Below are 24,077 nucleotides of genomic sequence, written 5' to 3' on the forward strand. Positions count from 1 at the left end.
CTTACCCCTTATGCCTTAGCCGCTGCTGCAACCACTTGCTTGGCAGCACTTGTCAGGTCTGTGTCAGCGATAATATTCAGGCCGCTTTCAGACAGCACTTTAGCACCCACTTCTGCATTGTTACCCTGCAGACGCACAACTACCGGCACCTTCACGCCAACTTCTTTCACTGCGCCAATAACACCTTCAGCAATCATGTCACAGCGGACGATACCGCCAAAGATATTGATAAAGACAGCTTTCACCGCATCATCTGACAGGATAATTTTGAACGCTTCAACCACACGCTCTTTAGTCGCGCCACCACCAACGTCCAGGAAGTTTGCTGGCTTGCCACCGTGTAACTTAACGATATCCATGGTTCCCATCGCCAGACCGGCGCCGTTTACCATACAGCCAATGTCGCCACCTAAGGCAACATAGTTAAGCTCCCATGATGCAGCATGGGCTTCACGCGGATCTTCCTGAGACGGATCCTGCATTTCTTTCAGTTCAGGGTGACGGTACAGTGCGTTGCCATCAATAACCAGTTTGGCATCTAGGCAGTGCAAGTCGCCAGCCGGCGTAATAACCAGTGGGTTAACTTCTAATAACGCCAGATCTTTTTCCTGGAACAGTTTCGCTAAACCCATAAAGATTTTAACGAACTGATTAATTTGCTTACCTTCCAGGCCTAACTTAAAAGCAAGATCACGGCCCTGGTAAGGCTGAGCACCTACCAGTGGATCAATTGCCGCTTTCAGAATTTTTTCCGGGGTTTCGTGGGCAACAGTTTCAATTTCCACGCCACCTTCAGTCGATGCCATAAATACAATGCGACGCGAAGCGCGATCAACTACTGCACCTAAATACAACTCCTGCGCAATGTCAGTACAAGGTTCAACCAGAATACGGCTAACCGGCTGACCTTTTTCGTCAGTCTGATAGGTAACCAGGTTCTTGCCAAGCCATTTTTCTGCGAAAGCCTTGATGTCTTCTTTGTTTTTAACCAGCTTCACACCGCCCGCTTTACCGCGACCACCAGCGTGAACCTGAGCTTTGACAACAAACATATCGCCGCCGATTTTATCTGCAGCTGCTACCGCTTCTTCTACAGTAGCTGCGGCGATGCCTTTAGATACAGGCAAACCATATTGGGCAAACAGTTGCTTACCCTGATACTCGTGCAAATTCATGGCTATTTTCCGTTCATTTGAATATGGAAGCTGCCCGGTATGGTGCAGCCTGATGTTTCGATCGGCGCATATTATAGTGCCAACCGGCGAAATACAAAATGCTGTTGCCCTAAAACAACAGCATTTTTGTGCACTTTTTCTGAATAATCAGATATCCAGTAAAATACGGGTTGGATCTTCCAGTAATTCTTTAATGGATACCAGGAAGCCCACAGACTCTTTGCCGTCGATAATCCGGTGATCATAAGACAGGGCCAGATACATCATTGGCAGAATTTCCATCTTACCATCGACAACCATGACCCGGTCCTGGATTTTATGCATACCCAGAATGGCGGACTGAGGTGGGTTGATAATAGGTGTAGACATCAGAGAACCGAAAACACCACCATTAGTAATAGTGAAGTTACCACCGGTTAAATCATCCATTGCCAGCTTACCATCACGGCCTTTGCCTGCCAGTTCTTTAATGGCTTTTTCAATTTCAGCCAGATTCATCTTATCGCAATCACGTAATACCGGCGTTACCAGACCACGTGGCGTTGATACGGCAATACTGACATCAAAGTAATTATGATAAACAATGTCATCGCCATCGATGGCAGCATTGACTTCCGGGAAACGTTTCAGCGCTTCGGTTACAGCTTTAACATAGAAAGACATAAAGCCTAAGCGGATGCCATGACGCTTCTCAAATACGTCCTGATACTGCTTGCGCAAATCCATAATCGGCTTCATGTTAACTTCGTTAAACGTCGTCAGCATAGCGGTAGAGTTTTTCGCTTGCAGCAACCGGTTAGCGATGGTTTTGCGCAGACGGGTCATCGGTACCCGTTTCTGGCTGCGATCGCCTGATACCGGTGCAGGTGCTGAACTGCTACCCGATGGCTTGTTGCTGCCCTCAGCAACAAACTTTTCAACATCTTCTTTGGTTACCCGGCCATTTTTACCTGAGCCTTTAATCTTACTGGCGTCTAAGCCCTTCTCAGAAATCATCCGACGCACTGACGGACTTAATGCATCATCATTGCTGTCATCTGCTTTATCTGCAGGCTTCGCTTCAGACTTATCAGAGGCTTGTTGGTCTTTTTTATCTGACTTATCATTTTCTTTAGCTGACTTGTCGTCTTTCTTATCTGACTTGTCATCTTTTTTTTCTGCCGCTGAACCAGCTTCCATCTTACCAATAACTTCTTCTGCAGAGACGGTAGCGCCAGTGTCATGAATAATTTCACCCATGACGCCATCAGCCTGGGCAGCCACCTCCAACACGACTTTATCAGTTTCAATATCAACTAATACCTGATCGCGTGTTACGGCTTCGCCTTCTTTAACGTGCCAGGTAGCGATGGTTGCATCTGCAACAGATTCTGGAAGAACGGGTACTTTAATATCCACTTTTTCACCTTTTACCGGTTAATCATATTTCGTTCAACCGGCCCGTATTTCGAGCCGGACAATGTGTTATTTAATCGTCAGGGCGTCATTGACCAGCGCTTGCTGCTGTTTATTATGCACAGACAGATATCCTACTGCTGGCGACGATGATGCCTCACGGCCGGCATAAGTCAGATAGCCTGCCTTGGGTATCGCAGCGCGGAAATGATGCTGACTGCAGTACCAGGCACCCTGATTTTGCGGTTCTTCCTGACACCAGACAAAATCAGTGACATGCTGATACTGACTCAGCACCTCCAGCATTTCTTCATGCGGGAATGGATACAGCTGTTCAACCCGGACGATTGCAACGTCAGTTTGCTCTCGCTTACGGCGCTCTTCCAGCAGTTCGTAATAAACTTTACCACTACAGAACACCACCCGCTTAACGTCAGAGGGCTTAATGTCATCAATTTCACCGATCACATTATGAAACTTGCCGCTGGCCAGCTCTTCCAGAGTTGACGTAGCCTGAGGGTGCCGCAGCAAAGACTTAGGCGACATCACAATCAGTGGCCGGCGCATTGGCCGGATCATCTGCCGGCGTAACATGTTGAATACCTGAGCAGGAGTCGTTGGAACACAAACCTGCATATTGTGATCAGCACAAAGTTGCAGGAACCGCTCCAGTCGCGCTGACGAGTGCTCTGGCCCCTGACCTTCGTAGCCATGAGGTAATAACAAGGTCAGGCCACATAAACGGCCCCACTTTTGCTCGCCTGAACTTAAAAACTGATCAATAACCACCTGAGCGCCGTTAGCGAAATCACCGAACTGCGCTTCCCAGATAACCATGGCACGGGGTTCAGCAGTCGCATACCCGTATTCAATTGCCAGTACCGCCTCTTCTGACAAAGCAGAATCGAAAATCTGAAATGGCCCCTGCTCATCACTGATTTTATTCAGTGGGGTATAAGTGCTGCCGTCTTGCTGATTATGCAACACTGCATGGCGGTGGAAAAAGGTACCGCGGCCGGAATCCTGACCGACAAAGCGGATCCGGCTACCCTCGGCAACCGTTGCCGCGTAGGCCAGTATTTCTGCCATACCCCAGTCAATCTTCTTCTCGCCGCTCAGCATCAGTGCCCGGTCTTCATATACCCGGTTCACCTGACGTTGCAGGGTGACACTTTCAGGCACGTGAATGGCTTTTTCGCCCAGCGCAACCAACTTTTCCACTGCCATGCTGGCATCATAAGTTGCATCCCAGTCGTGGCCCAGAAATGGCGTCCAATCTACAGACGGCTCTGTCATAGGGCACCACTCATCTACGACACAATCGCCTTTATCCAGCGCGTCACGATAGTTATTGATTAAGTCTTTAACATCATCCTCGCTGCAGACACCCTCTTCGATCAGCTTTTGGGCGTAGATTTCACGCGGCGTAGGATGCTTTTTAATCTTCTGATACATCAACGGCTGAGTCGCATTCGGCTCATCAGACTCGTTATGGCCATTACGCCGATAACAGAACAGGTCGATAACCACATCACGTTTAAAGGTATTACGATAATCTACTGCTAATTGCGCAACAAAAACCACCGCTTCCGGATCATCACCATTAACGTGGAAAATAGGTGCCAGCACCATTTTGGCAATATCAGTACAGTAAGGCGTAGAGCGGGTATCTTCCGGGTTAGAGGTGGTAAAACCGACCTGGTTGTTAATAACCACCCGGACGGTGCCCCCCACCTTAAATGCACGGGTTTGGGAAAGATTAAAAGTTTCAGCAACCACGCCCTGACCCGCAAATGCAGAATCACCGTGAATGGTAATGGGTAAGGCTAACGAACCGTCAGTACAGCCACGACGGTCCAACCGGGCACGCACTGAACCAATGACTACCGGGTTAACAATTTCCAGATGCGATGGGTTAAACGCCAGCGCCAGATGAACATTACCGCCCTTGGTTTCAAAGTCTGACGAGAAACCCATATGGTATTTCACATCACCGGCACCGACGACTTCATATTTACCGGCAAATTCATCAAATAATGTTGATGGGTTTTTACCCAACACGTTAATTAAGGTATTCAGCCGACCGCGGTGCGCCATACCGATAACGGAATCTTTAGCGCCCTGCTCACCGGCCCGGTGAATCATCGCTTTAAGCATCGGGATCATGGCATCGCCACCTTCCAGACCAAAGCGTTTCGCGCCGGGGAATTTAGAGCCCAGATATTTTTCCAGACCATCGGCTGCGACCAGACCTTTTAATATCTGCATCCGGGTTTCTTTATCAAATACTGCGCTGGACTGGGTACCTTCAAGTCGTTGCTGGATCCAGCGTTTCTCATCGGTTGACACAATATGCATGTATTCAGCACCGATAGAACCACAGTAGGTTTTTTCCAGTGCTTTATGCAAATCGCCCAGTTTCATCGTTTCCTGACCACTGGCGAATGATCCAACATTGAACTCTGTGTCGTAATCAGCTTCAGATAAGTCGTGGAAGGACAATTCCAGATCGCGAACCCGGGGTTGTTTCCACAAGTTTAGCGGGTCAAGATTTGCATGCTGATGACCACGAAAACGGTAAGAGTTGATAAGCTGCAGCACTTTAACCTGACGCGTGTCAGCAGCACTGCCTGAGTTAACAACCACCACTTCACGGTGTTTGTTGCGGGCTAAATCGGCAAACTGCTGACGGATATCAGCATGTCGGATTTCAAGATCGACCCCATCGATTTTTGGCAAACCGGCAAAAAACTCTCGCCATTCGTCACCAACACTGGTGGGCTCTGCTAAGTAGGATTCATAGAGTTCATCCACATAGGCCATGTTACCACCGCCAAGATGAGAAGACTCTAACCACGCCTTCATTACACCTTCGTGCATTTAGTTTCCCTTATTTCTGAGCACCTGGAAAAAAGTAGCAAAAAAACCGTCATTTCGCTCGCGAAATGGCCGGCTTTTCAAATATTAACCAAAATAAGGGCGCATTACAGCGCCCGGTTTAACAACATCGATTTAATCTGGCCAATGGCTTTTGTCGGGTTTAATCCTTTTGGACAAACATTAACGCAGTTCATAATGCCATGACAGCGAAACACACTGAATGCATCATCCAGATCGTTTAACCGCTGTTCCGTTGCAGTATCACGGCTGTCGGCTAAAAAGCGGTATGCATGCAATAAACCGGCCGGGCCGATAAACTTGTCCGGGTTCCACCAGAATGAGGGACATGATGATGAACAACATGCACACAAAATACACTCATATAGCCCATCAAGCTTAGCCCGCTCTTCCGGAGATTGCAAAAACTCACCCGCTGGCGGTAACTTATCATCGTTGATCAGGTAAGGTTTCACTTTTTCATATTGGGTATAGAACTGGCTCATATCAACCACCAGGTCACGGACAACCGGCAAGCCCGGTAATGGCCGAACCACAATTTTGCCACCCTTACCTTTGCCTAACGCAGACAAAGGTGTAATACAGGCCAAACCATTTTTGCCGTTCATATTTAAGCCGTCAGAACCACATACCCCTTCGCGGCAGCTGCGGCGAAACGATAAACTGGGATCCTGCTCTTTCAGTTTCAACAGCGCGTCCAGCACCATCATGTCACGACCTTCCGGATTTTCCAGGGTATATTCCTGCATCCGGGGCGCGCTATCAACGTCAGGGTTGTAACGGTAAATTGAAAATTCCAGTGTAGTCATTTTTACTGCGCCTCTTAATACGAACGTGCTTTTGGCGGAAAGGATTCACGGAATTTCGGTTCCAGATTTACTTTACGCTTAAACATAGACTCAGTGTCAGGCGTATACACACTATGACACAACCAGTTCTCATCATCACGATCAGGGAAATCAAACCGGGCATGAGCACCACGGCTTTCGGTGCGGAAATTAGCCGCTACTGCCGTTGAGTATGCGGTTTCCATCAGATTATCGAGTTCTAAGCATTCAATCCGCATAGTGTTGAAATCAGAACTCTTATCGTCCAACCGGGCGAATTTCAGCCGCTCACGAATTTCTTTCAGCTCTGCCAGACCCTCGGCCATAGCATCGCCCTCCCGGAATACCGAGAAATTAAGCTGCATACACTTTTGCAGGTCTTTCTTAATCTGCACCGGGTCTTCACCCTGGCCTGCTTTGCTATCTTCCCAACGCTGAGTGCGCGTTAACGCGGCATCCAGGTCAGATTGCGATGCAGCGCGGGCTTGCGCCGTTGCGGCTAAGGCTTCACCAAGGTGTAAGCCAGTTGCCCGGCCAAACACCACTAAATCAAGCAGCGAGTTACCGCCCAACCGGTTTGCCCCATGCACTGATACACACGCTATTTCACCACAGGCAAACAGACCGGCAACAACCGACTCAGAACCATCCGCTTTCGGGCTGATAACCTGGCCGTTTACGTTAGTTGGAATACCGCCCATCATATAGTGACAGGTTGGAATAACCGGAATGGGTTCTTTAACCGGGTCAACATGAGCAAAGGTGCGTGATAGTTCACAGATGCCGGGTAAACGGCTCTCCAGTACATCTTCACCCAGGTGATCAAGTTTTAATTTAAGATGAACGCCCCATGGGCCATCACAGCCGCGGCCTTCACGAATTTCAGTCATCATCGAGCGGGCAACAACATCCCGGCCGGCCAAATCTTTGGCATTTGGCGCGTAACGCTCCATAAACCGCTCGCCATCTTTATTTAGCAGATAGCCGCCTTCACCCCGACATCCTTCTGTTACCAGCGTACCGGCACCGGCAATACCAGTTGGGTGGAACTGCCACATTTCCATATCCTGTAACGGCACGCCGGCACGTAATGCCATGCCTACACCGTCGCCGGTATTAATGTGCGCATTGGTGGTAGAGGCATAAATGCGCCCAGCACCGCCCGTTGCCAACACGGTAGCTTTGGCTTTGAAATAAACCACTTCACCGGTTTCAATATCGATTGCCGTACAACCTACAATGGCACCATCCTGATTTTTCACTAAATCAAGCGCGTACCATTCAGAGAATACCTGAGTTTTATTTTTAACGTTCTGCTGATAAAGCAAATGTAGTAAAGCATGGCCGGTACGGTCAGCCGCAGCTGCAGTTCGTGCGGCCTGCTCACCACCAAAATTCTTGGACTGGCCGCCAAAAGGCCGCTGATACACCCGGCCATTTTCAAAACGTGAAAACGGCAACCCCATATTTTCCAGTTCGGTAATAGCTTCAGGACCGGTTTTGCACATATATTCAATGGCATCCTGGTCACCAATGTAGTCTGACCCTTTTACGGTATCAAACATATGCCATTCCCAGTTATCTTCGTGCGAGTTACCCAAAGCAACGGTAATGCCGCCCTGCGCAGATACAGTATGTGAACGGGTGGGAAACACCTTGGATAATAATGCACAGGTTAACCCTGACTGAGTGATCTGTAGCGCAGCACGCATACCTGCACCACCGGCACCAATAACAATGGCGTCAAACTCTCTTACTGGAATATTCACTTAAGCACCCCACAACACAAATAAGCCGACCGCGACATAACCAAAGGCCAGTGCGTAAAGGAAGAATTGCAAAATTGCACGTAACCGGGCTGATTTTACGTAGTCAGTCAGTACCTGCCACAAGCCTATACGGGAATGAATGGCGATGGAGATCAGCGCCAGCAGGGTAAAGACTTTCATCGCCATATTGGCAAACAAGCCCTGCCATACTTCAAAAGTGACTTCTGGCGTCACTAAAAAGAAACCGAGAATAAACAGGGTATACAGGGTCAGTACAATGGCACTGGCGCGCAGCGAGACGTAATCCTGTACGCCATCACGCTTTAAACTTGCCTGATTCAGAACCATAACCATACTCCTGCTAATACTGCTAATACAATCCACAACACCATGATAATGTTGGCACTTAAGGTACCTGATTTAAGCTCTTCCCAATGCCCCATATCCATCACCAGATGTCTGACACCGGCAAGCAAGTGATAGATAAGCACGGTAATAGTGCCCCAGGCGATAAATTTCGCCAGATGAGATGTCATCAGGGATTGCACGTAGTCAAAGCTGGCCTGGCTTTGCAATGAATATGCCCATGCCCAGATAACGAAAACCAGAGCGAAAAACATCGCCACACCGGTAACGCGGTGCAAAATCGATGCTTTAGCAGCTGCAGGTAGAGAGATCGTTGATAAATCTAGATTTACTGGTCTTTGCTTTTTCACAGTTTCTTGCCTATCGATGCTCGTACAGAGCTTTAGTTGTAGTTTTAGGTGCTGCAAAAACAGCTACCCGCCCAGACGATATACTCGTTTTTGTTCAAGCTGGTTCAACAAAACAATCTGGCTGGTGAACTGATTTTACGCCGGCAATAGTATATATTTCATAAGCGCTTATTACAATTTTTGTTTGGTTTTAGCTGAAAAATTCCGCATACGAAACATTACACATTCAGGGGTAGCTTACAATACTACTAGAGTCGAATACTTATTAAGCAAATACGCATTAAAATTGACTTTTAGGGGCAGTTTGCGAGTAGAATAGCTGTAATACCCTTAGAATCCGAAACTACAACAATTAGGAGAAATCCAATGGCAGATAAAAAGGCCGTCGTGCAGATTGATGGTAAGTCATTTGAATTACCGATTTACGCTGGCACGGCTGGTACTGACGTAATTGACGTTCGTACGCTCGGGCAGCAAGGTTATTTCACATTTGACCCGGGCTTTATGTCCACAGGCTCCTGCGAATCTAAAATCACCTATATAGATGGCGATAATGGCGTACTGTTGCACCGTGGTTATCCGATAGAACAACTGGCGGAACACTCAGATTACCTTGAACTGTGCTATCTGTTACTTGAAGGCGAATTACCTAAAAACAAAGAATACACTGACTTTGTCACCACGATTACCCGTCATACTATGGTGCATGAAAAGATCGCGTCATTCTTTCAGGGTTTCCGGGTAGATGCCCACCCAATGGCCATGCTTTGCGGTGTTGTTGGCGCGTTATCATCTTTCTATCATTCTGATTTAGACATTAACGATCCACAGCAGCGTAAACGCAGTGCCCACCGTTTAATTGCGAAACTGCCAACCATCTCGGCAATGGCATACAAATATACAGTTGGTCAGCCATTTGTGTATCCACGCAACGACTTAAGCTATTCTGAAAACTTCCTGCATATGATGTTTTCAGTACCTGCTGAAGATTACAAAGTCAGCCCTATTCTGGCCAAAGCCATGGACCGGATCTTTATGCTGCATGCGGACCATGAGCAAAATGCGTCAACCTCAACTGTGAGACTGGCCGGCTCGTCTGGCGCCAACCCTTACGCATGTATTGCTGCTGGCGTTGCATCGCTGTGGGGGCCTGCACACGGTGGCGCCAATGAAGCCTGCCTGAAGATGTTACAGCAGATTGGCTCTGTTGAGCGTATTCCGGAATTTGTTGCCCGGGCGAAAGATAAGAACGACAGTTTCCGCCTGATGGGTTTTGGTCACCGGGTTTACAAAAACTTTGACCCCCGCGCTAAAGTTATGCGTGATACCTGTCATGAAGTACTGAAAGAGCTGAACGTGAAAGATCCATTGTTAGATGTGGCAATGGAACTGGAGCGGATTGCTTTGGAAGATGACTACTTTATTGAGAAAAAACTGTACCCGAATGTCGATTTTTACAGTGGTATTATCCTTAAAGCCATTGGTATTCCGACCAGCATGTTTACCGTTATCTTCGCGATGTCACGCACTGTCGGCTGGATCTCTCACTGGGATGAAATGCTCGGCGAAAAAGGTCATAAAATTGGCCGGCCACGTCAGTTGTATACCGGTTATGCCAGCCGTGATTTTAAAAAGCTGGACCAGCGCTAACAGCTTTTAAGCGGTTCTTAAATCAGCAAAAGCGGCGATTATCGCCGCTTTTTTTATCAGGATCCCGCGTAAGCCGGACTTGCTATCTTATGCTGCTACGCTGACAATCTGACTACTAAGCCAATCATCTGAGACTCTATGCAAGCTTTCGACCCTGTAAACTTTCGTGGCCAATTTGCGTTTTTTCAGCATAACCCGGGCTGGGTTTATCTGGATAATGCAGCAACCATGCACAAACCCGACGTGGTTGTAGACGCCATGGCGGCTTTCTATCAGCGACATAACAGTAATGTTCACCGTGGCGCCCATACGTTAAGCCAAACCGCAACACAGGCATTTGAACAAGCCCGTGACGATATAGCTGCGTTTATTAATGCCGGCAGCCGGCAGCAGATTATATTTTGTAGTGGTGCTACTGCTGCGTTAAATCAGATTGCATTCGGACTGATGCATACGGTGTTAAAGGCCGGCGACCGGATCCTGATCACTGCGCTGGAACATCATGCCAATATCGTGCCCTGGCAGCTGCATTGCAGCCGTTTTGGCGTGCAGCTTGATGTTGTGCCACTCACCAATGACTATCAGGTTGATCAGCAGGCTTTTACTGAGTTGCTGGCGCTTAAACCCAAAGTGGTTAGTTTCAGTCATATCTCTAACGTGCTGGGGCATATTCAGCCTGTTGCTGCGATGATCGGTCAGGCAAAAGCCGCCGGCGCCCTGACTGTAGTTGACGGTGCTCAGGGTATAGTGCATGACAGAATAGATGTGCAGCAGCTTGCCCCCGATTTTTACGTATGGTCTGGCCATAAATTATACGGCCCTACCGGTATTGGCGTGTTATACGGTAAAACTGCCGCGCTGGAATTACTTACGCCAATGTTCGGCGGTGGTGAGATGATTAGCGAAGTTAACTTTAGTCACAGCTTATTTAACATTCTGCCGTTTCGGCTGGAAGCCGGCACCCCAGACATAGCTGGGGCTATAGGTCTTGCTGCCGCCTGCAACTGGATACAAAGCTTTAACAATCAGCAAGTAAAAAGCTATAAAGCAATGTTATTAAAACAGTTCTTCGCCGGACTAAAAAAAATTGACGGGCTGGATATTTTATCATCGCCTGTGCATAATGCGGGTATCGTAGCGCTGAATGTACAAGGTGAACACCCTGCAGATGTAGCAGAACTCCTTAACCAGCAAGCTGTTGCAGTAAGGGGTGGTCAGCATTGTGCGATGCCTTTTTTCAGCCAGCTCGGATTAGCTGGCGCAGTCAGATTCTCATTTGCGCCCTATAATACTGAAGCAGATGTAGCAACCAGCCTGCAAGCATTAACGCAGGTCGTGGAGATTTTAACGGCATGACTCTAGACCAATTACTCGCAGAAACCAAACCTGCTCTCAGTCAGATTTACACCGAAGACTTGCCAGAATTAAGTCAGGCAAAAGACTGGCAAAGCAAGTATCGGATCCTGATGCAACTGGGCCGCAAGCTGCCGCCTATTCCGGAGAAAATGAAACAACCGTCGTTGCTGGTGAAAGGTTGTGAAAGCCGCGCTTGGTTAATGCATTATTACAACCCGCACCAGGACCAGCACTTTTTTGTGCTGGACAGTGAAGCCCGCATTGTTAAAGGACTGATGGCTATCATGTTAAGTCTGGTCAATGGCATGAGTAATGACGAGTTAAAAAAGTTTGAGTTAGCCCACGCGTTTGACAAACTTAATTTAAAACCCTATCTGAGTCAGTCACGCGGCAGCGGCTTAAATGCGATGATGACCAGAATTAAGAACTGCTGTCGTTGAGTTTGGCAGACTGATTTACTTTAGCGGCCATTTTCTGCAATACCCTGGCTACCGCAGCAAGACCAAAACTGGCGGTGACGACCGTCGTTGCACCAAAGCCGCCACTGCAGTCTAATCGCATACTGCTGACTTCACCATCCGCTGTCGTTTGTGGAGTCTTCTGTTGACACACACTACCATCAGGCTGCGGATAAACCAGCTGCTCGGTTGAATACACGCATTCAATGCCAAACCGGCGCTTTGGGTTTCTGCTGTAGTTGTAGTCCCGGCGCAGCGTATTGCGTACTTTGGCCAGTAACGGATCATTAATTGTCTGGGTTAAGTCGGCTATTCTAATTTGGGTCGGATCGGTCTGCCCACCGGCGCCGCCTGTGCTTATCACCCTTATTTTATTACGTTTACAATGCGCCAGTAAGGCGACTTTAGCTTTAATTGAATCGATAGCATCGATAACATAATCCATCTGTGGCGTAATAAGCTGACTCAGGTTATCAGTAGCGATAAAGTCTTCTACCTGATGGACAATACACTCAGGATTAATCGCGTTAATCCGCTGCGCCATTACTGCGACTTTGTCCTGCCCTACAGTATCCGTTAACGCATGAAGCTGGCGGTTAATGTTGCTGATACAGACATCATCCAGATCTATCAGGGTAATTTCGCCAACGCCCGAGCGCGCCAGCGCTTCCGCCGCCCAGCTACCGACACCGCCAATGCCGATAACACAGACATGCGCCCGGGAAAATGCCTCAAGTGCAACTGAACCATACAGCCGGCCAATTCCGGCGAAACGAAGTAAATAATCAGACATCTTTAGTGCTTAACCTGTTGCGGTTGTTGTTAATTGCGGTTGATGAATGCGGCTGTTGATAGTCTGGCCAGCTTAACAGCCAGGGTTCAGCCCACTGCTGCCAGGCACCTGCCTGAGTAAGCTGCTGAAAGTAACTACCCTGCTCCGGGGGCTGCTGATACTGATACAGTTTGCCAGCCAGATTAAAACGCAGTGCAAAAGCATGCAGGTATACCCTATCGGCAGCTGCGCCCTGATATAACTCATCGCCGGCAATCGCCGCGCCGACACTTTTTAACGCCACCCGGATTTGATGGGTTTTACCACTGTACGGTTTAATCAGAAATGCCCGCAGCGGCATGTCGGTAAAGCCCTGACTGATAAAATAACTTACCGCAGGATTATGCTGGGTTAGCAGCAGCTTCCAGGCACCACGGCGGGCAGTGGCCATCTCGCCTTTTACCCAACCTTGTTTTTTGGCTGGTTTGGCGAAGCTTAATGCCAGATAATATTTCTGTACCTGCTGGGTGCTGAACAAACGGGTCAGTTCAGCTGCCACCTCACTGCTGCGGGCCAGCACAATTAAGCCCGACGTTACTTTGTCCAGCCGGTGCACCGGATATAGCTTAAACCCGAGCGTCTGCCCGGCCTGTACCACCAGGCCGGGCCCCTGTTCAGAGTGAAAACTGATACCTGCGGCTTTGTTCAGCACAACAAACTCTGGCGTTTGTGCCACCAGCTCAAAGGCCTGGCTCATTGAAAACAGCTCATTGGCGCAGGGCCAGTGCATGCTGACGGGCCTGTTCCAGATCAGATGGCGTATCCACCCCGACAGCCGGCGTTTCCAGTGCTGTATCGACGTGAATGGCTTCGCCCTGCCACAATACCCGTAACTGTTCCAGGCTCTCAATTTGCTCCAGCGCTGAAGCTGGCCAGTTTATATATCGCTGGATAAAGCTGGCCCGGTAAGCATAAATGCCAATATGACGGCGGTAATGGCTGGCTAAATCATCGGCAATAATGCCGTCGCGATCATAGGGTATTACGCTGCGGCTGAAATATAAGGCGTAGCCGTTCTGATCCGTTACCACTTTAACAATATTCGGGTTACGGATTTCCGCACCATGGCGAAGCGGTACCGCTAATGTTGCCATCTGCGCTTTTTGCTGTCCAGCCAGATTCTCAGCTACCTGGCGGATGATAAGTGGCGGAATAAAGGGCTCATCACCCTGGACATTAACCACAATGGTCTGTGCAGCAAGCTGTAATTTTTCCACCACTTCTGCCAGTCGTTCGGTACCCGAATTGTGGTTGGGATCCGTTATACAGACCTCGCCCCCAAACTCATTGACGGCAGCGGCTATTCTGGAATCATCGGTCGCCACAACCACCCTGCTGGCACCGCTTTGCAATGCCTGCTGATAAACCCGTTCAATCATCGTTTTACCGGCAATATCTGCCAGCGGTTTGCCCGGCAGCCGGCTGCTGGCATAACGGGCAGGAATAACCACTATGAACGCCATTTTTTAACCTCACCGGCGCCTAACTGCTCAGCTTCGTCAGCGATAAGCACCGGAATATTATTACGTACCGGATAGGCCAGTGCATCTGCCAGGCAGAGTAAGCGCTGTGCCGTTTTGTCATATTTCAGCTTGCCTTTACATAAAGGGCAGGCAAGTATTTCAGTCAGAGCAACGTTAATGGCCATAATCATTCCAGTATTTTGGTAATTTTATTGATAATTTCAGCACTTTCTATGGTGCTGAAACTGGCATCAACAGCCAGGAAATACCAGTTATCGCAAGCGAATTGCTGGCATTTTACTGCATCTTTTTCAGTCATCAGCACCGGGCCGGTGATCCCGGCAAAATCAGCAGCAGTAAACTGATGATGATCAGCAAACAACCGCTGCGCAACCACATTAAAACCTGCCTGGCGGGCCGTTGTCAGAAACCGTTGCGGGTTACCTATCCCGGCCACCAGGGTAACATCAGATGGCGGTAACGCTTCCTTGCCAAGCAGGTTCTCAGCGACATTACCGGTTAGCTGCATCTGGTAGTCAGCCTGGGGCACCTCACCAGAATTGGCAATAATCATATCGACTTTCGCTAATCTTGAACGTGGCTCGCGTAGCGGCCCGGCTGGTAACAGCAAGCCATTGCCAAAACCGCGCTTGCCATCAACCAGCACAATCTCAACCGTGCGGGCCAACCGGTAATGCTGCAGACCATCATCGCAAATAATAATATCAACCCGATGCTGCGCCAACAGCGCTTTGCCAGCAGCAACCCGGTCCGGGCATACGACAACCGGGCACTGACTGCGCCGGGCCAGCAATAACGGCTCATCACCGACATCTCTGGCACTGCTGGCTGGGGTAACAGCAGTGGGCGCGCTGATTTTAGCGCCGTAACCACGACTGATAATGCCGGGTTTAATTCCTCTGGCCAGTAGTTGCTGGCAAAGCCAGAGGGTAAAGGGTGTTTTGCCGGTACCACCAACGCTGATATTACCGACAATCACCACCGGCACCGTCAGGGTGTGCCGAGGTAATACCCCAAGCGTAAATAATAAACGTCTGCAGCTACTGAGCAGCCAGTAAAGTAGCGCAAGTGGCAACAACAACCACGATAACCAGTGGCCCTTTTGATACCAGCTCTGTTGCAACAGGCTCATTGTTCGGTGCCAAACTGCATCTTATATAACTGCGCATAAGTACCGTTGGCGCTGAGCAGCTCAGTATGGGTGCCTTGCTCAATTATCCGCCCCTGCTCCATCACGATAATCTTGTCAGCTTGCTCAATGGTCGACAAGCGGTGGGCGATAACAATATTGGTGCGGCCTTTCAGTAGTTCGTCCAGCGCCGCCTGAATTTTCCGCTCCGACTCGGTATCAAGTGCTGAGGTGGCTTCATCCAGCACCAGAATAGGTGCCTGGCGCAGTAACGCGCGGGCAATCGCAATACGCTGGCGCTGGCCACCAGATAAACTGACACCGTTTTCTCCGATAACGGTATCAAGTCCCTGAGGCATCTGACTGGCAAACTCCAGTACATGAGCTTTTTCGGCTACCTCATGCAATATTGCCGGGTCGACTTGTTCAGCCAGACCGTAACAAATATTGTTGGCGATAGTGTCATTAAATAAGGTGACATGTTGCGACACTATCGCCATCTGATCACGTAATGACGGTAAAGTGCACTGCCTGATATTCTGACCATCAATGCTGATCTCACCGCTGGTCAACTCGTAAAACCGCGGTAACAGACTGGAAATAGTGGTTTTGCCGCTACCGGAACGCCCTACCAAAGCAATGGTCTGGCCTGCCTCAGCAGTAAAGCTGATATCAAACAACACTTGTTTTTCGTGCCCCGGATACGTGAAGTTAACCTTGTCAAACCGGATATCACCTTTAATATCATTAAGTTTCACGGTGCCTGTGTCCTGCTCCACCGGCTGGTCTAACACCGCGAAAACACTGTTGGCAGCCGCCAGGCCGCGCTGAAATTCACTGTTTACTGTTGTAAGCTGTTTCAGTGGCCGCAGCATCATCACCATCGACGCCACAATAGTGGTAAAGGTACCGGCAGATAAGCTCTCCAGCATTTCCGGGAAACTGGCCATATAGACCACAAAAGCCAGCGCAAAAGAGGCAATAATCTGAATGGTGGAGACGCTGATGGCCCGGGTGGCCTCTAACTTGACGTCCTGCTGCCGGGTTAAATTATTCACTTTATAAAAACGCTGTTTTTCTATTTCCTGACCGCCAAAGGACAGGATCACTTTGTGGCCGTTGAGCATCTGCTCAGAGCAGGTGGTAACGTTGCCCATCGCATTCTGAATATTGCGACTGAGTAAGCGAAAGCGCTTGGAGACAAAACTGACCACTACGGCAATCACCGGCGCAATCAGCAAAAAAATCGCCGACAACTGCCAGCTCAGGCTAAACATCATCACCAGTAAACCAATAACAAACACCCCTTCGCGCAGCAGCACCGACAATGAGCGCGAAGTGGTTTGTTTTATTTGTTCAGTATTGTAAGTGACTTTGGATATCAGCTCGCCGGTTGAGTGCTGATCATGAAAACTGACCGGCAACCGCATGTAGTGCTCAAACAATTGCTGGCGCAAGGTCTGGACAACATGGGTACCAACCCAGTTCAGACAGTAACTGGCAACAAAATTAAATGCACCACGCAGGATAAAGATCAGCACAATAAAAACCGGCGCATAACGCAAATAACGGGTGTTTTTATCGTTAATCCCAATATCAATAAAATCTGGCAGCTTAGAAATAAAATAAACGTCAATCAGCGCATAACCCAGCATACCAAGCGCTGCCGCCAGAAAACCGAATTTATAGGGAATGACATACCGTAACAGCCGCCGGGCGGTACCCGCCTGGTTTACTTCAGACACTGACTTAGTTTCAGACACTGACAATGGTTAATCCTGCCATTTAAATTTTGCTTATTCTAACGTGTTGTTGCCAAGGTTTCAGCAATTGCCGGCGGCTTTTGCAGCCAAAATGGTAATCTTTGCCGTCGCCAGCTGCTAACCCTGATGTTTTTATCATCAAATTCAATGGTAATGGCACCATAGTCGGCAGTATTTAGCAAGGGTACCCTAAGTAACGCCAGCCGCTGCTGTACCGCAGTTGCCGGGTGCTGATAGCCGTTCATAAAGGCGGCGGCATTTAAAGCCAGCAGCGGCTGCACCCGCGCCAGCAGCGCCAGGCTGTTAACCGTCGCACTGCCATTATTGGCCAGGACAAGCACATCGGCGCTCAGATCCGCATTGCTGGCAAGTAACGCGCGTTCTGTTGCCGGGGTAATTCTGCCCAGCATCAGCACCCGCCATGGCCCGATAGTAAACCGCACTATACAGTGGTCAGCACTATCCGGTGTTAGTACGTTAAGCTTTACATCCTGATAGCTGGCTGGCAGTTGCCGGCAACTGGCTGTTCCCGGCTGCTGGCTGAACAACGTCAGATCCTGCCGCTCAGGCTGGTAATGTGTCAGCAGCGTCCAGTAGCGGCTGCGCTCTGTACGCTGCTGGCGAAACAGCATAAAATCAAGCTGTCGAATGCCAAGCTGACGCAATACTGGCTGCAGTTGATAGTCGGCGATATCCCGGCTGGCGCTGGCGGGCGCCAGGTCATACAACAAGGCCCGTTCACCGCGGTAAAGCAGCAACAGCTGGCGCTGACCGCCATCGAGCAACTGCAGTTGCCAGTGCTGCGGCTGCATCGCACTACCACTAAGCAACAATGCTGCCAGTGGCAGCAACAGCAGCGTGGCTTTGCGGGCATAAATCAGCATTGTCAGCAATAATACTGCCAGCAATGCCACCGTGATGGCGGAAACTGCGCTAAGCGGCCACCACACGGCTAAGTCCGCAGTATATTGCAACCACCACAGCAGTGGCAGCAAGGCAAAGTCGGTCAGCTGCCACAACCAGCTGGCATCCAGTCCTGTCACCGTCAGCAATAAGCTGAGCAGAAGCAAGGGTATCGCAACCAGGCTGCACCAGGGCACAAATATCAGATTAGACAGCAACATTAAAGGACTGAAACCGCCGAAAAGCATGATGCCCAGTAATGTCATCAGCACAGTCAAGAGTAAATGAAATAGCAGAAACCATTTCAGTTTTGCCTGCCAGTGAAAGTGACTAAGCGGGTAACGCCACAGCGCAATAAATATAATCGCCACAGCCAGCACCGATAGCCAGAAGCTGGCACTTAGCGCCCAGAAGGGCTGCACCAGCAGCAACAAAGCCACTAACAACAACCAGAAACGGCTAAGCGAAATATGCAGCAACTGCCAGCGGCAAATCACCAGAATAAGTAGCGCAGCACTGGCGCGCAACGTTGGAATGGCGAAACTGGCCAGCCAGGCATACAACAGTGCACAGCTAAGTGCACAGAGCAACACCAGCTTTTGCTGGCGGCGGATAGCCAGCAGCCCTTTGCTCCAGCTACCAAGCCATAGTGCCCAGCCAAACACCAGACCAATATGCAACCCTGAAATCGCCAGCAGATGGCCAAGGCCTGCATGTTGCGTTCCCTGCCAGAGCTGAGCTGAAAATTCACGCTCCCCTACCGCCAGTGCCTTTAGCAGTGGGGCCGTGCGATAGGGCTTAATCGCCTGTTCAACCTGTTTTACAATCTGCAGGCGCAACGAATCATCTTGCTTAAGCAGTATATGCGGGCCATGATCAACCTGCCCTGACGCAACCAGCCCGCTAATATAGCCATGGATCTGCATATTAAAACTACCCGGATTGGCAACAGCTTGCAGCGGTTTCAGTTGTAACCGGACTCGCCAGTGCTGGCCCGGCGCTAAAGCCGGTGGCTGATGCCAGCGCAACATCAGCCGCAATCCCGCAGCTGGCCCGCTTAGTATTGTTGCACTAAACTGGGTATAGTCTGGATAAGTTTGCGGGATGGTATCAATCATTAGCAACAGCGGCGAGCCGGCCATGGCCAGTGCAGCCTGCTGCCCCTCCTGATAATGCTGATACTGCCAACTCCAGCTGGCCAGAAAGCTGGCAGCGCCAAGCAGCACCAGCAGGTATGGCCGGCGCCGGACAAATACCAGTAAAAGCAGCATTACAAAAAAAATGCTGAAAAAAGGTGGCACTATTGGCAAAAATAACGACAATAGGCTGGCTGTAATAACTCCGATGCAGAATCCTAGCATGGCCTCTTTCTATACAGGTTAGAATGCCCAAAAAACTATTTAAGAAATATCTACCATCAGCTGAAAAAATCAAGCAACAAAAACTTATAAATTTATTTGGAAGCTTGCTACATGATGGTAACCTTTGGCATTTAAACCGGCGTTCGGCGCGCGGGGCTTTTGCTGTCGGTTTATTCTGGGCGTGGATCCCCATGCCGTTTCAGATGCTGGCAGCTGCCGCCACCGCGATCCCATTGCGGGTGAATATGCCGCTGACCCTGGCATTGGTATGGACGTCCAATCCACTGACGATGCCAATTATGTTCTATTTAAGTTACCTGATTGGTACAGTGGTGTTAGCTCAGCCGCTGGAGCCTTTTGCATTTGAAGCGAGTCTGGAATGGCTGCGCCACAGCCTGCATACGATTGGCAAACCATTTTTACTTGGTTCGTTGTTAATGGCGATAACCGCCAGTATCAGCGGCTATTTTCTGATTGACTGGCTCTGGCGCTTATCAGTCAAAAAAGCCCAGCTGGCAAAATTGCTGAAAAACAGAAAAGGTTAGTGCTGTCCCAGAATGGCAGCAGGTTCAACTTTACTGGCCCGCCAGGCCGGATAAAGGGTTGCCAGTAAACTGAGCAGCAAAGCAATGGTGAAAGTCAGGCAGACGTCCTGCCAGCGCAGCACTGATGGCACAAAATCAATAAAATATATACTGGGGTCAAGCAGCGAACTGCCCAGAATACGGGTCAGCGTCGCAAACAGCTGTTCAATAGTACTGGCCAGCAGCACACCAAAACCTACTCCCAGTAGCGAACCTATCAGGCCATTTAACCAGCCCAAAAGCACAAAGGTTTTAATCAGCTGGCCGGGCGCCATGCCCATGGTCAGCAGAATCGCGATATCAGCTTCTTTTTCCCGCACTGCCATCACCAGTGTTGCAACGATATTAAAACACGCCACGGCAATCACCAACGTCAGTACCAGATACAAAATGGCCCGTACCATCTGTATATCGTTGTACACATGGCCCTGCCCGCGGTACCAGTCGCTCAGATAGACATGCTCATCGATCAGTCGTCCGAGCTGTCGCGCCATCTGCGGCGCGGCGAAAATATCATCAATGCTGAATGCCAGACCATGCACTTCGCCTTCCGGCACGCCCAACCACCGGGACAACGCCGAGATATCAACCCATACCTGACTGTAATCAAGCTGACCGCCTAACGAGACAATGGCACTGACAGTTAAGTTTACCGTACGATGACTGGCCAGGCTGCCATCAGCTGCAAACCGCGGTAGCATCAGTTGCAAATTCTGGCCTGTTTCAATCGATAACGCTTTGGCAATACCCTGCCCCAGTACAATCTGCTGTTCATTCAAACCTGCCAGGCTGCCCTGACTGACAAATTCAGCCAGCGCACTGATTTGCTGCTCGTATTGCAGCTCAACACCCCGCACCTGAGCGGCTTTTACTGCACCGTTGTGGCGTAGCATGCCGTTAGCTTTAATAAAAGGGGCACCTGCTCTGACGCCGTCAGTTGCGGCTATCATCTGCACTTTTCGCTGCCAGTCTGCCATGCTGTAATCTACTGCTTCCAATTCAACATGCGGGATCACCGTCAGCAAGCGATCTTTTAAGGCTTGCTCAAAACCGTTCATCACCGACAGCGCCAGAATAAGAATGGCAACGCCCAGCGCAATGCCAGAGGTGGAGGATGCTGAAATAAAGCGAATAAAGCCACTGGTATGCCGGGTTGAGCGATAACGTTTTGCCAGTTGCCAGGCGAGACTAGCCATGCCTCACCTCAAGCTGACCTTCCCGCATCAGATATTGCGTATCAAGCCGGCCAGCCAGTTCAGTATCATGGGTTACCACGACAAAACTGGTTGCCAAGCTGGCGTTAAGTTCCCGTAACAACTGATATATCGACTCTGCGGTATGTTCATCCAGGTTGCCGGTCGGCTCATCGGCCAGCACCAGAGCCGGTCGGGTAACCAGCGCTCTGGCAATTGCCACCCGCTGTCGCTCGCCGCCACTGAGTTCAGCGGGTTTATGATGGCCACGATGCTCAAGCCCTACCCGCTGCAGCAGCGCCGCAGCACTGGCCATAGCCGCTGTCCGGTTTTCTCCGCGGATAAACAGCGGCATTGCGACGTTTTCCAGCGCGTTGAAATCCATCAGTAAATGATGAAACTGATAAATAAACCCTAATTGCTGATTACGCAGCAGGGCTTTTTTTGCCGAACTTAGCCCAGCCAATGGCTGGCCGGCAATCGTAACCGAGCCACTGTCAGCCAGATCCAGCGCGCCTAAGATATGCAACAAGGTGCTTTTGCCCGAGCCGGAGCTGCCCACTATTGCCACCATTTCACCGGCCGCCACGCTGAGACTGACATTATGTAATACCCGGGTTTCTGCAGCACCATCGCGATAAGTTTTACAGATTTGCGTTGCTTCTAATACTTTATTCATCACGTAAAATTTCCGCAGGATTAACTTTAACTGCCCGCCAGGCCGGATACAGCACAGCCAGCAGGGTCAGCCCCACTGCGCAGCCAAAAATGGTCAGAATTTGCAGTGGATTTACGGCCACCGGTAAAGCGATACCGCTGGCCAGTTGCAAACCAAACAAGCTCAGCACTTCATTCAGTTGTAAACATAACAACAAACCAGCAACCACCCCTAATACAGCGCCCACCATACCATTGACTACGCCCTGAAAGGCGAATACGGCAAATAACTGACTATCGGTCATGCCCAGGGTTTTCAGAATTGCTACTTCCGCTTGTTTTTCCGTTACCATCATCACCAGCGCCGACACAATATTAAAGGCTGCCACCGCAACAATCAGTAACAGCATCAGCCACATCATGGCTTTTTCCATCGCCACAGCAGCAAATAATTTACCCTGGCTTTGCCGCCAGTCGGTGACATCGCTGAAGTGTTCAGATTGACTCAGACGTCCGGCCAGCAGCGGTGCAGTAAAAGGCTCTGCCAGGCTGAGTCGCCAGGCCGGTTCGCGCTGTGCAGCAGGCAACAGCCGCGCCAGATCGTCCAGCCGGGTCACCGCCAGCAGGTTGTCGACCTCAGAGCCGGTATCCACTATGCCCACCACTTCAAACAGACGCTGCCGGGGTAACCAGCCAACAGGCGTATAGCTACCGCCCTGCGCCAGCATAATCCGTAGTTGCTGGCCCCGGCTGACTTCAAGCTGCTGTGCCAGGCCCCGGCCCAGCACCACGCCATAGCGGCTATCTGCAAAGTCCTGCCAGCTACCTAACACCAGTGCCTGTTGTAAGAATTGTGGAATATGATCGGGGTCAATCCCCTGCAGCATCACGGCATTAAGCTGCCGCGGCGCCTGCACCAGTGCTTCGGTTTGCAAAAACGGGCTGATATCCTGCACGGCGTCACTGGGGCTCAGTTCTGTTTGCCACTGAGTAGCGGGGCTGAGCGGCTGGACCACCACATGGGGGATCACACCCAGAATCCGTTTTTTTAACTCTGCTTCAAAGCCATTCATTACCGAGCTGACCAGCGTCAACGCCATCACACCCAGCAGAATGCCGGCAACCGAGAAAAAAGTGATAAATGAAATAAAGGCATTGCCCTTACGGCTTTGGCTGTAGCGTAGCCCCAGCAAAATGCTAACGGGTAATTGCATGTTAATATTCAGGACTTTGCCTCGGTTAGATGGTAAATTAGCTGCAAAAATCGCTGCTGATAATAGTGATTATTAGCCATAATGACAAGCAACCTTAATCGAGGCCTGCTATGGACCCAATACTACAGTCATTAACCGACGCTTATAACGATTACTTCAGCGTTGAGCACGACATTACTGTCAATTGCAAAGTGTACAGTAACGCCCTGCCCTCAGAGCAGGAATTTATTGCCAGCATTCCCGAGCCATTTTTACTGGCAGGTGAAATGGGCAGCCTGAATATGTCAGCACTGCGCTCATTGAACCGGATAGGCGAGCTGGCTGATGAACTGGCTAATTATCTGCAGCAGCAGGCCCGTAAAATTGATTTATTGCTGCACTACGTACTGCAACAACAGGACAGCGCTGAACATCGTCAGTTTACGTTAAGCTACGGCGGTGCAGGCTTATGCTTACATAGCCAGCAAGCCATTCCATTACTGAGTTTAGTGGAATTAAAACTATTTCTGGCAGAAAACGAAGGTGCTATTTATTGCCTCGGTCAGGTTATCAGCGCAGAGCAGACCGACGCGGGCTGGCAAATAAAGGTTGTGTTTCGCCGGATTAGAGATCAAGATCGCGAGCTTATCGTCCGGGCCAGTTTGCATCAGCAATCGCGCCAGCTAAAACAAAAAGCGGCGCAGCGCCAGTTACCGGAATAAGCGGCCACAGTG

The 24,077-nt window shown here is 49.9% G+C and carries 22 protein-coding genes; 5 read left to right on the top strand and 17 right to left on the bottom strand.

Annotated features, from left to right (window positions below; all coding sequences use genetic code 11):
• Positions 1-8 precede the first annotated feature (8 nt).
• From sucC to sdhC, 7 genes are all read right to left on the bottom strand, one after another.
• Positions 9-1,175, bottom strand: a complete 1,167-nt coding sequence (gene sucC, locus R3187_RS00265) for an ADP-forming succinate--CoA ligase subunit beta (RefSeq protein WP_318964696.1) — start codon at positions 1,173-1,175, stop codon at positions 9-11.
• Between the two features lie 147 nt (positions 1,176-1,322).
• Positions 1,323-2,573, bottom strand: a complete 1,251-nt coding sequence (odhB, locus tag R3187_RS00270; RefSeq protein ID WP_318964697.1) for a 2-oxoglutarate dehydrogenase complex dihydrolipoyllysine-residue succinyltransferase — start codon at positions 2,571-2,573, stop codon at positions 1,323-1,325.
• 66 nt (positions 2,574-2,639) lie between these two features.
• A complete protein-coding gene (locus tag R3187_RS00275) occupies positions 2,640-5,450 on the bottom strand; it encodes a 2-oxoglutarate dehydrogenase E1 component (protein ID WP_318964698.1) in 2,811 nt (936 codons plus the stop codon).
• Positions 5,451-5,554: 104 nt separating this feature from the next.
• A complete protein-coding gene (locus R3187_RS00280; protein ID WP_318964699.1) occupies positions 5,555-6,277 on the bottom strand; it encodes a succinate dehydrogenase iron-sulfur subunit in 723 nt (240 codons plus the stop codon).
• A gap of 14 nt (positions 6,278-6,291) precedes the next feature.
• Positions 6,292-8,064 (bottom strand): succinate dehydrogenase flavoprotein subunit, encoded by a 1,773-nt coding sequence (gene sdhA, locus R3187_RS00285; RefSeq protein ID WP_318964700.1) that lies wholly within the window; start codon positions 8,062-8,064, stop codon positions 6,292-6,294.
• On the bottom strand, positions 8,065-8,412 hold the full coding sequence (sdhD, locus tag R3187_RS00290) for a succinate dehydrogenase, hydrophobic membrane anchor protein (RefSeq protein ID WP_318964701.1): 348 nt from the start codon (positions 8,410-8,412) through the stop codon (positions 8,065-8,067).
• On the bottom strand, positions 8,403-8,780 hold the full coding sequence (gene sdhC, locus R3187_RS00295) for a succinate dehydrogenase, cytochrome b556 subunit (protein ID WP_318964702.1): 378 nt from the start codon (positions 8,778-8,780) through the stop codon (positions 8,403-8,405). Before sdhC ends, sdhD begins: the two co-directional genes overlap by 10 nt.
• A 366-nt stretch (positions 8,781-9,146) precedes the next feature.
• Between sdhC and R3187_RS00300 the strand changes: the two genes are divergently transcribed.
• The 3 genes from R3187_RS00300 (at position 9,147) to R3187_RS00310 (ending at position 12,226) form a co-directional block, all read left to right on the top strand.
• A complete protein-coding gene (locus R3187_RS00300; protein ID WP_318964703.1) occupies positions 9,147-10,430 on the top strand; it encodes a citrate synthase in 1,284 nt (427 codons plus the stop codon).
• Positions 10,431-10,568: 138 nt separating this feature from the next.
• Positions 10,569-11,786 carry a cysteine desulfurase gene (locus R3187_RS00305; protein ID WP_318964704.1) on the top strand — a complete coding sequence of 406 codons (1,218 nt, stop codon included), beginning with the start codon at positions 10,569-10,571 and terminating at the stop codon, positions 11,784-11,786.
• Positions 11,783-12,226 carry a SufE family protein gene (locus tag R3187_RS00310; protein ID WP_318964705.1) on the top strand — a complete coding sequence of 148 codons (444 nt, stop codon included), beginning with the start codon at positions 11,783-11,785 and terminating at the stop codon, positions 12,224-12,226. Before R3187_RS00305 ends, R3187_RS00310 begins: the two co-directional genes overlap by 4 nt.
• Here R3187_RS00310 and tcdA read toward each other — a convergent pair.
• From tcdA to R3187_RS00345, 7 genes are read right to left on the bottom strand one after another with little or no spacing between them, the layout of a single operon-like run.
• Entirely contained in the window at positions 12,207-13,037 is an 831-nt protein-coding gene (gene tcdA / locus R3187_RS00315; RefSeq protein ID WP_318964706.1) for a tRNA cyclic N6-threonylcarbamoyladenosine(37) synthase TcdA, read from the bottom strand. The two genes, R3187_RS00310 and tcdA, sit on opposite strands and share 20 nt — an antisense overlap.
• The gene (locus R3187_RS00320) at positions 13,030-13,806 is read right to left on the bottom strand and encodes a pseudouridine synthase (protein WP_318964707.1); all 777 of its coding nucleotides are present in this window, start codon (positions 13,804-13,806) and stop codon (positions 13,030-13,032) included. Before R3187_RS00320 ends, tcdA begins: the two co-directional genes overlap by 8 nt.
• Positions 13,784-14,539: a 3-deoxy-manno-octulosonate cytidylyltransferase gene (kdsB, locus tag R3187_RS00325; RefSeq protein ID WP_318964708.1), complete on the bottom strand. Its 756-nt coding sequence runs from the start codon at positions 14,537-14,539 to the stop codon at positions 13,784-13,786. Before kdsB ends, R3187_RS00320 begins: the two co-directional genes overlap by 23 nt.
• Positions 14,527-14,724 (bottom strand): Trm112 family protein, encoded by a 198-nt coding sequence (locus R3187_RS00330; RefSeq protein ID WP_413228999.1) that lies wholly within the window; start codon positions 14,722-14,724, stop codon positions 14,527-14,529. The genes kdsB and R3187_RS00330 overlap by 13 nt, the downstream gene beginning before the upstream one ends.
• Positions 14,725-14,726: 2 nt before the next feature.
• Positions 14,727-15,692 carry a tetraacyldisaccharide 4'-kinase gene (gene lpxK, locus R3187_RS00335; RefSeq protein WP_318964709.1) on the bottom strand — a complete coding sequence of 322 codons (966 nt, stop codon included), beginning with the start codon at positions 15,690-15,692 and terminating at the stop codon, positions 14,727-14,729.
• The gene (gene msbA / locus R3187_RS00340; RefSeq protein WP_318965234.1) at positions 15,689-17,452 is read right to left on the bottom strand and encodes a lipid A export permease/ATP-binding protein MsbA; all 1,764 of its coding nucleotides are present in this window, start codon (positions 17,450-17,452) and stop codon (positions 15,689-15,691) included. The genes lpxK and msbA overlap by 4 nt, the downstream gene beginning before the upstream one ends.
• Before the next feature lie 38 nt (positions 17,453-17,490).
• Positions 17,491-19,716: a DNA internalization-related competence protein ComEC/Rec2 gene (locus tag R3187_RS00345; RefSeq protein ID WP_318964710.1), complete on the bottom strand. Its 2,226-nt coding sequence runs from the start codon at positions 19,714-19,716 to the stop codon at positions 17,491-17,493.
• Between the two features lie 23 nt (positions 19,717-19,739).
• Between R3187_RS00345 and R3187_RS00350 the strand changes: the two genes are divergently transcribed.
• Positions 19,740-20,261: a DUF2062 domain-containing protein gene (locus tag R3187_RS00350; protein WP_318964711.1), complete on the top strand. Its 522-nt coding sequence runs from the start codon at positions 19,740-19,742 to the stop codon at positions 20,259-20,261.
• On the opposite strand, the gene R3187_RS00355 is transcribed toward R3187_RS00350, so the two are convergent.
• The 3 genes from R3187_RS00355 to R3187_RS00365 are packed head-to-tail and all read right to left on the bottom strand — an operon-like array spanning position 20,258 to position 23,364.
• Entirely contained in the window at positions 20,258-21,496 is a 1,239-nt protein-coding gene (locus R3187_RS00355; RefSeq protein WP_318964712.1) for a lipoprotein-releasing ABC transporter permease subunit, read from the bottom strand. The genes R3187_RS00350 and R3187_RS00355 overlap by 4 nt on opposite strands.
• On the bottom strand, positions 21,489-22,172 hold the full coding sequence (gene lolD / locus R3187_RS00360; protein WP_318964713.1) for a lipoprotein-releasing ABC transporter ATP-binding protein LolD: 684 nt from the start codon (positions 22,170-22,172) through the stop codon (positions 21,489-21,491). The genes R3187_RS00355 and lolD overlap by 8 nt, the downstream gene beginning before the upstream one ends.
• Positions 22,165-23,364 (bottom strand): lipoprotein-releasing ABC transporter permease subunit, encoded by a 1,200-nt coding sequence (locus R3187_RS00365; protein WP_318964714.1) that lies wholly within the window; start codon positions 23,362-23,364, stop codon positions 22,165-22,167. The genes lolD and R3187_RS00365 overlap by 8 nt, the downstream gene beginning before the upstream one ends.
• Before the next feature lie 110 nt (positions 23,365-23,474).
• On the opposite strand from R3187_RS00365, the gene R3187_RS00370 reads away from it, so the two are divergent.
• Positions 23,475-24,065 carry a PilZ domain-containing protein gene (locus tag R3187_RS00370; RefSeq protein ID WP_318964715.1) on the top strand — a complete coding sequence of 197 codons (591 nt, stop codon included), beginning with the start codon at positions 23,475-23,477 and terminating at the stop codon, positions 24,063-24,065.
• Positions 24,066-24,077: the final 12 nt, after the last annotated feature.

Origin of the sequence: Arsukibacterium sp. (genome assembly GCF_033721375.1) — a bacterium.
Lineage (GTDB): Bacteria > Pseudomonadota > Gammaproteobacteria > Enterobacterales > Alteromonadaceae > Alishewanella.